This is a genomic window from Emergencia sp. 1XD21-10, assembly GCF_009936045.1.
Taxonomy (GTDB): domain Bacteria; phylum Bacillota; class Clostridia; order Peptostreptococcales; family Anaerovoracaceae; genus Senimuribacter; species Senimuribacter intestinalis.
Window position 1 is genome coordinate 1 of record NZ_QWEQ01000043.1, and the last position, 12,231, is coordinate 12,231.

Sequence of the window (12,231 nt, forward strand, 5' to 3'; positions counted from 1 at the left end):
ATGCGGAAGTGGCTCAGGGGTAGAGCATCGCCTTGCCAAGGCGAGGGTCGCGAGTTCGAATCTCGTCTTCCGCTCCAGATAAAGTATTATTCCGAGATAGCTCAATGGTGGAGCAACCGGCTGTTAACCGGTAGGCTGTGGGTTCGAGCCCCACTCTCGGAGCCATTTTACATCGCGGGGTAGAGCAGTTGGTAGCTCGTCGGGCTCATAACCCGGAGGTCGCAGGTTCAAGTCCTGTCCCCGCAACCAAAAGTACAAAAAACTGTCCATTGGGCAGTTTTTTTGTACTTATATGTAGGAGTGTCTTATATAAGGGGATTTATAAAAAATAGCTATTTTAGATCAAAATCTGGGTTCCATTGACAAAGCTGCATGTCTATGCGTCCATCTGGTAAAAAACTTACCCCTTCATCTAGAAGCAAATCTCTGCATAAATCTTTCAGAACACCATTTGAAATAGAGCCATCACCTTTTACGACTCGGTGCCATGGAAGTGTATCGGGGCAGTTCCTCATAGCGTAGCCGACAATTCTGGCAGAACGAGGTGAATCTAACATACGAGCGATTTGTCCATATGAGGCGACTTTACTGCAGGGGATTTGTGCGACGATGTTGTAGACTGATGTAAAAAAAGTATCCATAATAATTTCTCCTTTAATAATGATAGTATATACGAAATTCGGTGACAGTAAAAGTATAAAATAGATAACAGCCAGTTGACATTATTGTAATCGGTATGATAATTTATGATTGTGCGAGGGCTGGAAAAAAGATTGAATTGCTAAGAGAAAATCCTAGGGTATGCCTATCATACGCATGCAAACCAAGAAGAGAGGAGTATGAGTTTACGGCGGAATATGAATCGACAGTTGTCTTTGGCAGTGCTATAGAGCTTATAAACAAAGATGAAAAGACAGACGCGCTGCGGGAACTTTGTCAGAGAAATACGCCGACCAATATAAACGCATTTGATGGGGCAATTGAGCAAAGTCTTGCGCATACGGCAGTCTGGAAATCAAAAGCGATATGATTATCGGAAAATGACAAAGATGGAAAAGAAATGAAATTTGGGAGGATGAAATAAAATAAAATATGAAAAGACGAGGGATAGTTAGGGTACTTGCGGTAATCCTACTTTTTGGTATTATTTTTTCGGGAGTGTGTTTTGCGGACAATGATAATGAAGCGGCAGAACCTCTGCAAATGGCTCAACGTACGAAGACGCCTTTTGAGAAGTATGGAGCGTTGAAAGTAGAGGGTAGCAAGCTGTTGGCAAAGGATGGAAGCAGTTGTCAGCTTCACGGTGTCAGTACTCACGGCATTGCATGGTTTCCAGAATATGTGAATAAGTCAGCATTTAAAAATCTGCGAGACCAGTGGGGTGTGGATACGATTCGCCTTGCCATGTACACTACTGAGTACAATGGATATTGTAACAGTGGCACAGAGAACCGCACAAAGCAGCGGAAAAGAGTATATACTGGCATTGATGCAGCAACGGATTTAGGCATGTATGTAATTATAGATTGGCATATTTTGAGCGATGGAAACCCTAATCGGTATGTGAGCAGAGCAAAGGATTTTTTTGGAAAAGTTTCTAAAAAGTACAAGGATCAGGAAAATATAATTTATGAGATTTGCAATGAACCAAATGGCGGCGTTACTTGGTCACAAATTAAGAAATATGCCAAACAGATAATTCCTGTAATTCGTAAAAATAATCCTGACGCAATTATTATCGTAGGCACACCACACTGGAGTCAGGATGTAGATAAAGCGGCGGCAAGTCCGCTGAAATATGATAATCTATTATATAGTCTACACTTTTATGCAGGTACACATAAACAGGATTTGCGGGATAAGATGGAAAAAGCAGTAAAAAAGGGACTGCCGATTTTTGTGAGCGAGTTTAGCATCTGTGATGCTTCTGGAACCGGGGCATTGAACAAGACACAGGGAAAAAAGTGGATTACATCATTGAATCGACATGATATCAGTTATGTAGCATGGAATTTGTCCAATAAAAATGAGTCCTCAGCGTTGATAAAAACCAGTTGTAAGAAAACAAAAGGTTGGACCAGGGCAGATTTTTCGGCTAGTGGAAAATGGTACATGGATCAGATATAATAAAAAATGGTTGGATAATTCCAAATGGCTAAAAATAAAGGGTTTGGACGACAATTCGAAAAAAAATTCATAAAATCTAACCAAAATTCTATTGACAAGAAATGAAAAAAGGAATAGAATAATCTTGAAATTCGTTATAGTAATGTTTGTTTTGTGAACTAATTGTGAAAAGAGGGAATACAAAAGGATACAGATGAACTGCCTTGGTGGATTCCAAGGACAGGCGATACAGCAAATATGCTGACATGGCTTGCAGTGCTTGGCGCAGCAGTCCTTGGACTTTGCGGTACAGTATATGGAATTAGAAAAAAGAGATCCTAAAAGAAATAGCCACTGGGAGGGGAAACCCTCCTTTTGGTGTCTTTAGGGCAGATTAAAAAAGGAGCGCATTTATGCAATATAAAACCTATTTTGATTCGCCGGTTGGAAACCTGCTGCTTTCTTCTGACGGTGAGAATCTAACAGGACTGTGGATTGAAAATCAGAAGTATTATGCAAAAGGACTAGTACAGGATGCAGAATGCAGAGATGAACTTGAGATATTTCAGCAGGTGAAGGTGTGGCTTTCTGCTTATTTTGCGGGAGAAAATCCGGATATTCGCGAGCTTCCAATTAAGCTTTGTGGGAGCCCGTTTCAGCAGAGAGTATGGAATATTTTACGGGAAATTCCCTACGGGAAGACAATCACCTATGCAGAAATTGCAAAGAAAGTTGCAAAGATGGAAGGAAAGCCCTTTACATCTGCGCAGGCAGCAGGTGGTGCGGTAGGTCATAATCCTATTTCTATTGTAATACCATGCCACAGAGTTGTAGGAAGCAATGGAAACCTGACCGGTTACGCCGGAGGTATCGATACCAAAATACAACTGTTGGAACTGGAGCACACGGATATGACTGGATTTTTCAAACCTAAAAAATAGAATACAGCGTAAGGGCTGCTTATGTGATGCCAAATTGTGCGTTGCGGGCGGCCTTTTTGTATGGTCATTTGCTGATGAAACTGTATTTTGTATCAATTCAGCAAAAAGTGGCAAGACTAATAACAGGAAAACATTTCTGGATAAAATTGGATTAATATTTTATATATAAAATATTTTATATAAAATTCGATAAAATCGATTGACAGAATATAAAAATATAGTATATAATATATCAAAAGAAAGAATGAACAATATTTTGTGAGTTTGAGAGGAGAAATCGCTATGAAAAAGTTTAATCACGTTATCGTCAGAAGACCTTGCAGTGCAATTAAAGACGGTATTTCCGGCGGAGATTACCCAGGCATTCCTGATTATGAGCTGGCATTGAAGCAACACGATTCTTATATTGAAGCACTGAAGCAGTGTGATGTAGACGTTACGGTACTAGAAGCAGATGAGAGATATCCAGATTCCTGTTTTGTGGAAGACCCTGCGCTGATTACTAGAAAATGTGCTATCATCACAAACCCGGGTGCAGAATCCAGAAATGGAGAAAAATTTGAGATTATTGACGCGGTAAAGAAATTCTTTTCTGAAGATCAGATTGAATATATCAAGGAGCCGGGTACGTTGGAAGGCGGCGACGTAATGATGGTAGGAGACCATTTCTATGTGGGCAGATCCGCAAGAACTAACGAGGAAGGCATCAGACAACTGACAGAAATTCTGGAGAAATATGGTATGACCTGTTCTGAAGTAAAACTAGAAGAGGTACTGCACTTGAAAACAGGTGTTAATTATCTGGAAAACAATAATATGCTGGTATCTGGTGAATTTATCACAAAGCCGGAATTCGAGAAATACAACAAGTATGTGATTCCGGAAGAAGAAGCCTATGCTGCGAACTGTATCTGGGTCAATGATACCGTTATCGTGCCAGAAGGATATCCAGCAGTGCTTAAAGCAGTACAGGATATGGGTTATAAGACTTTACTTGTTGACACATCCGAGTTTAGAAAGATTGACGGCGGACTTTCCTGCCTGTCCTTAAGATTCTAAGACAGAGTGGCAACAGCAGAATATGATTCACTATAAAATCAAGTATTGACGAAATAAAAGACGAATTAGCAAGACAGTGCGGGGCGGGGCGCCCCCCCCAAGCGCTCCGCACTTTACAGCGAGCGAGCTTTTTTCGTCAATTTCTTTTTTGAAAGGAGTAAGAAGTTATGAATCAGGAAAATAGACAAGGACTAGGTGTTGGGAAACTGACCCTGTTTGCAGTGGGTACAACCCTTGCCAGCGGTGTGTTTAGTTTATCCGGTGATTTTGCGGCAGGTGGCGCGTATACGATGGCAACCTTAATTGGCTGGGCTATCTGCGGAATTGGGATGCTGGGACTTACCTTATGTTTTTTTAGGCTTTCTGTGGTGAAACCGGAGCTGACCAGCGGTATTTATAGTTACGCAAAGGAGGGCTTTGGGGAATACGTTGGATTTAATTCAGCCTGGGGGTACTGGATGAGTGCACTACTTGCCCAGCTGTCTTTTATCACGTTGCTCTTTGCATCTTTAGGTAACTTTTTTCCGGTTTTCGGCTCTGGGAGCAATTTTATTTCACTTTTGACAGCTTCGATCATCATCTGGGGGCTATCATTCCTGGTGCTGCGCGGGGTCAACGAGGCAGTGACCATCAATGCTATTGTCGTAATTGCAAAGGCAGTGCCTATTATTGCAGTGATTGTTGCTATTCTTTTTGCTAGAGCGTTCCGACTGGAAATATTTTTAGAAAACTTTTCTGGCATTGATGGTGGACTTTCCCTGATGGAACAGGTGAAGTCGACAGTATATACTACAGTTTGGATTTTTATCGGTATTGAAGGGGCTGTCGTGCTTTCAGGTCGAGGAAAAAATACAAAGGTGGCGGGTACTGCTACGGTAATTTCCTTCTTGTCTTTATTTGTACTATACTTTGTGATTTCGGTTCTCAGCATGGGGGTTATGCCGCAGGAGGAATTGGCAGCACTGTCTAATCCGCCCATGGCAGGACTTCTGGAGGCGGTAGTTGGTCCCTGGGGTGCAGCGCTTGTTAATATTGCAGTGATTATTTCTCTGGGCGGTGCAATGTTTTCTTATACGATTTTATGTGTGGATAGTGCCTATGGGCCTGCGGCACAGGGGTCTTTCCCGGCAGGGCTTGCCAAGGTCAACCGCTTTCATGCGCCAACATGGTCTGTCATTACGTCAGCTCTCATTGTGCAGGGCTTTATTATAGTAATCTATTTTAGTGCCAGCACCTATCAGGCAGTTTATGCATTGTCGACTAGTGCTATTATGGTACCTTATGTATTCTCTGCATTTTATTATTTAAAACTGGTATTTCAGGGAGAGGGTATCACGAGTGGCGGCAGCGTATTTAGTGCATGGGTTATCGCTATTATTGGATCTATCTACGGTGCATGGCTGCTTTATGCAAGCGGTTTGAATTACATTTTAGCGGCAGTTATACTCTATGCGCCAGGGACTTTGATGTATCTTTACAATAGAAAGAAACAGGGTAAAACTTATTTTCAAACAACGACGGATTTAGTAATTTGCATTTTGCTGATGATTGCGCTGGTTGCAGCAATTGTTATGGCAGTGAACGGAAGTCTTGAGATATTTTAATATTTTGGAATAAAAAATGGAGCTTTTGCAAAAAACTACCTGTATCAAGATACAGGAGGAGAATAAAATGTCAGTTAATTTTAACATGAGCGAGACAAAGAACAATTTAATGAGAGCCTTTGCAGGAGAAAGTCAGGCGAGAAATCGGTACACGTTTGCAGCATCACAGGCGAAAACTGCAGGGTTACATGTCGTTGAGGCGGTATTTACCTTTACGGCAGATCAGGAAAAAGAGCATGCCAAAGTGTTTTATAATCATCTGAAAGAAATGGCAGGAGAGACCATTCATATCGAAGGAGGTTATCCTGTGGATATTGCGGACTCTGTAGTACAGTTGCTCAGATATGCTCAGCATAACGAATATGAGGAGTGGGAGGATGTGTATCCTGCCTTTGGTCAAAAAGCAATGGAGGAAGGTTTTCCGCAGATTGCTAATTCCTTCAATCAGATTGCAATGATTGAAAAAGTTCACGGCGATAGAATCGGACAGCTGGCTGATTTGATGGAAGCCGGTAAGCTGTTTGTATCTGACGTTTCCTGCAAATGGATGTGTCTCAACTGCGGTCATATTCTGGAGGGGACAGAGGCGCCGCAGAGTTGTCCGGTGTGTCAGCATAATCAGGGATATTTCATTCGCCTTGAACTTGCTCCGTATACAGCAGAAAACTGTCCTTGCGGCAATTAAGCGGATTTAAAAAGCTGGCGGATTATTCCGCCAGCACTTCATCAAGGATCATCTGAAGATCTTCACGGCAGCCGCCGCATTTGTCACCGACTTTTGCGATTTCGCATAAGTCTTTTAAATTAGTAATATTTTTTTCTCTGATGATATCTTCTACTTCACCGCGAGTGGTACGGTAGCAGAGACATACTTCATAATCTCTAGATTTCTTGTCCATTTTGACCTCCTGATTTTTCTTGTCGAATATATGATACCACAAAATGAAATAAAATCACAACTTCTTCACAGAGTTGAGATAAAGAATATACAAATAAAGTGTAATATGGTAGTATGATATAAAAGGTGACAGTTGGAGGCGGTAAGAAGATGAATGGTTTTCGTTACAGAATATATCAGTTTATGCAGGGACGCAGAGGGGTTGACCAGTATGGACGTTTTCTTTTGCTTGTTGCGATGACTTTTTTGATAGTCTCTATGTTCACCTTAGAGAATCTGTTTTACTATTTAGGATTAATGATTTTTATCTATGCCTATTACAGAATTTTTTCAAGGAATCTCTATATGCGAGAGAGGGAGAATACCTGGTATCTGACACAGAAGTTCAGATTAACAAAGGGGAAATCTTTTCGTCAGAAACAGTATGAATGGCGGTATTATGCTTATTTTAAGTGCCCGGGCTGCAGACAAAAAATGCGTGCACCGAGAGGTAAAGGTACAATAAAGATAAAATGCCACAGCTGTAATACAGAATTTCAGAAGAAGGTATAGAAATGATAGAGAAAGGCGAATTACATATGAGAAAGACGAAGATTGTTTGTACCATTGGACCGGCATCCAGAGACCGGGAAACTTTGCGGGATATGCTTGAGGCAGGCATGAACGTGGCCAGAATCAACTTTTCTCATGGCACTCATGAGGAACATAAGAAAACGATAGAGAACTTCCGTAGCGTGCGAGATGAGCTGGGCTATCCGGCAGCAGTGCTGCTTGATACAAAAGGACCGGAAATACGTCTCAGAGATTTTGAAAAAGGGGAGGAAATACTGGATGACGGACAGTCCTTTATCTTAACGACGCAAGACGTGATGGGAACCAAGTACATGGCGGCTGTAACATATCAGGATTTCCCCAAAGAACTGTCTTGTGGAAATCTGGTACTCATTAATGATGGAAAAATTGTAATTAAAGTAACTGAAATTACAGATACCGATGTAAAGGGAATTGTTGTACACGGCGGGAAAATCAGCAACCATAAGGGAATTAACCTGCCCAACGTCAATTTGAATATGCAGTATCTCAGCGAGCAGGATAAAGCTGATATTTTGTTTGGTATCGCCAATGATGTGGATTATATTGCGGCATCTTTTGTACGTTCCGCTGGCGATGTGCGTGCAGTCAGGAGTCTGCTGGACGAAAATGGAGGCAAAGAAATTAAGCTGATTGCAAAGATAGAGAGCACACAGGGGATTGAAAATTTTGAGGAAATTCTGCAGTTGGCTGATGGCATTATGGTTGCCAGAGGAGATATGGGTGTGGAGGTAGCTTACGAAAAGCTGCCGGGCATTCAGAAGCGTTTTATCAGACGTTGTGTCCAGTCAGGCAAAATTGTAATTACTGCAACCCAAATGTTGGAATCTATGATTACAAGCCCGATTCCGACGAGAGCAGAGATTACCGACGTTGCTAATGCAGTATTTGATGGAACAACAGCGGTCATGCTTTCTGGGGAGACAGCGGCGGGACGGTATCCGGTGGAAGCTGTGGCAACGATGGCAAAAATTGCGCAGCAGGCAGAAGCAGATCAGCCCACTGTACCGGGAAGAGATACAGTATGGCATGAGATGGATGCAGAGGATGTGACGAATGCAGTGGGACATGCCGCCTGTACTTTGGCAAAAGATATCAAAGCTGGTGCAATTATGGCGATTACCAAGACTGGATATACAGCAAAGAGGATGTCTAAATTTCGTCCGACTATCAGAATTATTGGCGCCACTCCTTACGAGAAAACCTTCCACCAGTTGGCGCTGGTCTGGGGCGTATGTCCGATTATGGCAAACTATCGGTATGAGATTGAGGAGCTTTTTTCGCATTGTGTGCGTAAGGCTGTCAGTGCCGAACTTTTGAAACAGGGAGATAAGATTGTAATTACCGCAGGTTTACCTGTGGATGTGCCAGGAAATACTAATATTATTCGAGTTGTAGAGGCTTAAATAGTTGAAAAAGGTGACCTTGTGAAAGGTCACCTTAGCATTTTTATGTTGCTTCCGACGTATTTTTTTATTCTTTTTCGTCCACTTTTTAGTCTGCGAACCATAGCTTCATCGGAAATTGCCGCTATACCTGAATCAGTACATGGTATCAGTTGATATTTTCTGCCAGTATCTTCGTTGTTTGTAAAAACCCGCAGTGGATAATACCCTTCGTTGGAAAGGCGAACCTGACCGTTTTCTTTGGTAAGTGTTAGGGACATCATGATACCGTAGGATACTTCAATTCGCTTGGTCATATGGGAAATAAAGTTGCCCATGCCATAGATAACAGGTACTTGTTTACCTTTGGAACCGGTTATAATATCGTATTCCTGTACAGTGTGAGAATGGGAGCACAGAATATAATCGGCGCCGGCGTTTGCAATTTCTTTTGCAATTCGCTGCTGCTTAGGTGAAGAGGAATTTGTGAATTCAATACCGCTGTGGAAATAAATCAGTATATACTCAGCACCTTCTTTCTTCATTTTTTTGATATCCTTTTTTACCTTACTTTGTGAGTATTCGTTCAGATGGATGGCGCGTTCTTTCTTTGAGAAATCCTGTTTTGATGGATTTAGATAGGTGACATAGGATGCCAGTCCAACTTTGATGTTGTTTTTTTCAAGGATAATATAGCGTTTTTCGGTAGCATTTTTGTAAATACCAGTTCTTGTAAAACCGGCGGCATCGATATTAGAAATCGTTTCTAATAGTCCATCAACGCCGGTGTCCGAATTATGATTATTTGCACTGACTAACACATTAAAGCCTGCATTTTTGACTGCAGTGAGAAATGAAGCAGGGGCATTGAGATAAGGCTTTTCATATTTTTTTCGTTGGTCAATGCTGAGAGGATGGGAGGGGGAGATATTGGTTTCTAAGTTGGCAATAGAAAAATCCGCGCTCTGGATGATGTCTTTCACGTAATCAAAGGCGTAGTTGAAGTCATAGCCTGTCCCATTAGGAAGGAACGCTGCCTGCTGTTGTCTGCGCTGGCACATTATATCTCCGCCAAAGAGAATGGTTACACTGCTTGTGCTGTCACTGGTCTGGTAGGTTGAACCTTTTATACTAAATCTGGTTTGCTGTCCAATGAAGTGATACACAAAAAGGCATAGAAGGACGACTGCTGTAAAAATAAGTAGGATGATTTTCCAGTGTTCAAGTAGAGTTCGCATGATAGTTCCTTTCAATGTTTAGTTCAATATGATTCATTATAACATAAATTGAGGACTATATTGATGTTAATTTATGTAAATTATAAAAAGATAGGAAACTAAAAATATGAAAAACACAAGGAAAAAGCTGCTTCTTTTGAAGCAGCTAATAATATAACTAGTTAGTTCTTGTCGGTCATTCTTCGGATTCTTTTTCCGTTAAAAGTTTTTCGTACTCAGTAAAAATCGCGTCTTTAATTTTGGATCTAGTCTCGGAAAGTAGCGGATGCGCGATGTCTCTGAAGTCACCTTCTCCCATCTTTCTGCTAGGCATGGCAATGAATAGTCCGTTCTGTCCTTCAATAATCTTGATGTCATGTACTACGAATTCGTCATCAAATGTGATAGAGACCACGGCTTTCATTTTTCCTTCGTCGTTAATCTTACGGATTCTTACATCAGTTATGTTCATAATTGACCACCTTTCTTGCCGTATGGTGCCCATAAAGGCACTATTATTATATAACATTTTCCAGTGTGTGGCAATATTTAATAACTAAAATATCTGATTCTTTCAGGTTGTTTTAGGATGATTTGATTAAAAGTCGATATTCAATTTTGCGTAGAGGTCTTAGGCTCCTAGCTTAAGGTGTGCCTCTTTTTCAAAGAAGTCTTTGGTTTCTCTGGCAACAACGCCGCTGAGGGCAACCAGTGCAATCAGGTTCGGAATTGCCATTAGTCCGTTAAAAATATCAGCGATGGTCCATACTGCTTCAACGGTCAGGAATGGTCCAATCAGCACTGCAAAGATGTACAGCCATTTGTAAGTCATAAGAATGCCTTTTTTCTTGCCTGCCAGGTATTCCAGACATCTTTCTGAATAATAGTCCCAGCCAAGAATTGTTGTGAATGCAAAGAATGCGAGACACATCATCAGGATGAACGCACCTGTGCTCTGACTCCAAGGGAGCCCTTTGCCGAAAGCATACGCAGTACATTCTGCGCCTTCAAGACCCAGCTCAGTTGCTCCTGTAATAATCAGGGTAGTTCCTGTCATGGTACAGATGATGATAGTATCAATGAAAGTACCTGTCATAGAAATCAATCCCTGTCTTACGCTGGTCTTTGTCTGTGCTGCAGCAGCAGCAATTGGTGCGCTGCCAAGACCTGCCTCGTTGGAAAAAATTCCTCTTGCAACACCATTTTGAACGGCTACCATCATAGCACCAAGAGCGCCGCCTGCGACAGCTTTTAAGCCGAATGCGGACTGCACGATAGTGACGATGGCGGCAGGGAACGCTTTAATATTGTAAAGGATAATGGCAACACATACGACAACGTAAGTGATTGCCATAAATGGGACGATAATGGTGGTAACGCTGGAAATACGCTGGATACCCCCAATTACAACTAATGCTGTTGCAACTGCAACGATGATAGCTGTTGCAACTACTGCAATAGAGTATTCCGCTCCAAAAAGCGTCATGGTATGCTGACTGTTAGGATCCGCAAAGTTCTTTACAGCGGAGGCAATCCCGTTTACTTGTGTAATCGTACCGATTCCGAGAAGTCCTGCGCCGATTCCGAAAATCGCAAACAGCTTTGCAAGCCACTTCCAGCTTGTGCCCATACCTTTTTCGATGTAGTAGAAAGGACCACCCAGGGCATGTCCCTCTGCGTCGATGGTTCTGTACTTGATAGCGAGCACACCTTCGGAATACTTAGTTGCCATACCGAAGAAAGCTGCAACAATCATCCAGAACAGAGCGCCGGGACCGCCTGCAACAACGGCAGTGGCAACACCTACGATGTTTCCTGTACCGATGGTGGCTGCCATAGCGGTGCAAAATGCGCCGAAGCTGGTAACTTCACCTTCACCACCTTCTTTATTGCTGACCATAAACTTTAAGGCCTTTCCCAGTTTTCTGACTTGCAAAAGCTTAACACGGCAAGTCAAAAGGATACCAGTACCCATGATGAGCACGATGAGGGGAATGCCCCAGACGAAATCGTCTATGCTCTTGATTAATTCTGTGAAATTCATTGTTTCATCTCCTCTTTTTGATAATTTAAAGCAAAACAAAAGCCGAATTTAGTAAATTCGGCTCTGGAGGGATGACATAAGCTATTTAGATTGAACTATTGGCTCTGTCCTCTTTGCCTGAGATATCACGGATAGGCTGCTTAGACCTGCCCGCTTAAACCTTCGGCGACCTTTCGGTTCTCTCCAGAGAGATAGTTTTCTTTCAGACCGGCAGAATATCTTTGCCAGTCAACATATAAACTAACGTACTAGAGTCTATCATATAAACTTAATTTTGGCAAGGAATTTTTTGTATAAGGATACTTTCTTTCTGCTCCAAAAGTGATAATGTCTTAAGAAAGCGCAAGAGAAAATGTCCCAAAAGGATTCCTAAAAAACACATATCA

The 12,231-nt window shown here is 41.9% G+C and carries 14 protein-coding genes, 3 tRNA genes and 1 riboswitch; of the genes, 12 read left to right on the forward strand and 5 right to left on the reverse strand.

Features of this window, described 5'->3' with window-relative positions:
• Positions 1–2: 2 nt before the first annotated feature.
• The 3 genes from D1151_RS15740 to D1151_RS15750 all read left to right on the forward strand — a co-directional run bounded on the left by D1151_RS15740 (position 3) and on the right by D1151_RS15750 (position 249).
• A tRNA-Gly gene (locus D1151_RS15740) sits at positions 3–77 on the forward strand.
• Positions 78–90: 13 nt separating this feature from the next.
• Positions 91–165 (forward strand) — tRNA-Asn (locus tag D1151_RS15745).
• An 8-nt stretch (positions 166–173) separates the two neighbouring features.
• Positions 174–249: transfer RNA gene (locus D1151_RS15750), tRNA-Met, on the forward strand.
• Positions 250–332: 83 nt separating this feature from the next.
• Here D1151_RS15750 and D1151_RS15755 read toward each other — a convergent pair.
• Positions 333–641 (reverse strand): MGMT family protein, encoded by a 309-nt coding sequence (locus tag D1151_RS15755; RefSeq protein WP_160203060.1) that lies wholly within the window; start codon positions 639–641, stop codon positions 333–335.
• Positions 642–778: 137 nt separating this feature from the next.
• Here D1151_RS15755 and D1151_RS15760 point away from each other — a divergent pair, with 137 nt between their 5' ends.
• From D1151_RS15760 to rbr, 7 genes are all read left to right on the forward strand, one after another.
• Positions 779–1,030 (forward strand): hypothetical protein, encoded by a 252-nt coding sequence (locus D1151_RS15760; protein WP_161909507.1) that lies wholly within the window; start codon positions 779–781, stop codon positions 1,028–1,030.
• 173 nt (positions 1,031–1,203) lie between these two features.
• Positions 1,204–2,127, forward strand: a complete 924-nt coding sequence (locus D1151_RS15765) for a glycoside hydrolase family 5 protein (protein WP_243151112.1) — start codon at positions 1,204–1,206, stop codon at positions 2,125–2,127.
• A 210-nt stretch (positions 2,128–2,337) separates the two neighbouring features.
• Positions 2,338–2,448, forward strand: a complete 111-nt coding sequence (locus tag D1151_RS17415) for an LPXTG cell wall anchor domain-containing protein (RefSeq protein WP_369122409.1) — start codon at positions 2,338–2,340, stop codon at positions 2,446–2,448.
• A gap of 71 nt (positions 2,449–2,519) precedes the next feature.
• Positions 2,520–3,047 carry a methylated-DNA--[protein]-cysteine S-methyltransferase gene (locus D1151_RS15775; RefSeq protein ID WP_160203063.1) on the forward strand — a complete coding sequence of 176 codons (528 nt, stop codon included), beginning with the start codon at positions 2,520–2,522 and terminating at the stop codon, positions 3,045–3,047.
• A 282-nt stretch (positions 3,048–3,329) separates the two neighbouring features.
• Entirely contained in the window at positions 3,330–4,106 is a 777-nt protein-coding gene (locus D1151_RS15780) for a dimethylarginine dimethylaminohydrolase family protein (RefSeq protein ID WP_160203064.1), read from the forward strand.
• A gap of 167 nt (positions 4,107–4,273) precedes the next feature.
• Positions 4,274–5,710 carry a basic amino acid/polyamine antiporter gene (locus D1151_RS15785; protein WP_161909508.1) on the forward strand — a complete coding sequence of 479 codons (1,437 nt, stop codon included), beginning with the start codon at positions 4,274–4,276 and terminating at the stop codon, positions 5,708–5,710.
• A gap of 67 nt (positions 5,711–5,777) precedes the next feature.
• The gene (rbr, locus tag D1151_RS15790; RefSeq protein WP_161909509.1) at positions 5,778–6,395 is read left to right on the forward strand and encodes a rubrerythrin; all 618 of its coding nucleotides are present in this window, start codon (positions 5,778–5,780) and stop codon (positions 6,393–6,395) included.
• Between the two features lie 22 nt (positions 6,396–6,417).
• Here the strand turns inward: rbr and D1151_RS15795 are convergent, their stop codons facing one another.
• Positions 6,418–6,609: a (2Fe-2S)-binding protein gene (locus D1151_RS15795; protein ID WP_160203067.1), complete on the reverse strand. Its 192-nt coding sequence runs from the start codon at positions 6,607–6,609 to the stop codon at positions 6,418–6,420.
• A gap of 149 nt (positions 6,610–6,758) precedes the next feature.
• Here D1151_RS15795 and D1151_RS15800 point away from each other — a divergent pair, with 149 nt between their 5' ends.
• Positions 6,759–7,160: a hypothetical protein gene (locus D1151_RS15800; protein WP_161909510.1), complete on the forward strand. Its 402-nt coding sequence runs from the start codon at positions 6,759–6,761 to the stop codon at positions 7,158–7,160.
• A 2-nt stretch (positions 7,161–7,162) separates the two neighbouring features.
• Positions 7,163–8,605, forward strand: a complete 1,443-nt coding sequence (pyk, locus tag D1151_RS15805) for a pyruvate kinase (RefSeq protein WP_243151232.1) — start codon at positions 7,163–7,165, stop codon at positions 8,603–8,605.
• Between the two features lie 29 nt (positions 8,606–8,634).
• Here pyk and D1151_RS15810 read toward each other — a convergent pair whose 3' ends face one another.
• The 3 genes from D1151_RS15810 to D1151_RS15820 form a co-directional block, all read right to left on the reverse strand.
• Positions 8,635–9,822, reverse strand: coding sequence for a CapA family protein (locus D1151_RS15810; RefSeq protein ID WP_161909511.1), 1,188 nt, complete (start codon positions 9,820–9,822; stop codon positions 8,635–8,637).
• 175 nt (positions 9,823–9,997) lie between these two features.
• Positions 9,998–10,273 (reverse strand): septation regulator SpoVG, encoded by a 276-nt coding sequence (gene spoVG / locus D1151_RS15815; RefSeq protein ID WP_160203070.1) that lies wholly within the window; start codon positions 10,271–10,273, stop codon positions 9,998–10,000.
• Between the two features lie 159 nt (positions 10,274–10,432).
• A complete protein-coding gene (locus tag D1151_RS15820; RefSeq protein ID WP_160203071.1) occupies positions 10,433–11,845 on the reverse strand; it encodes a sodium:alanine symporter family protein in 1,413 nt (470 codons plus the stop codon).
• Positions 11,846–11,939: 94 nt separating this feature from the next.
• Positions 11,940–12,042, reverse strand: a riboswitch (glycine riboswitch).
• Positions 12,043–12,231 lie beyond the last annotated feature (189 nt).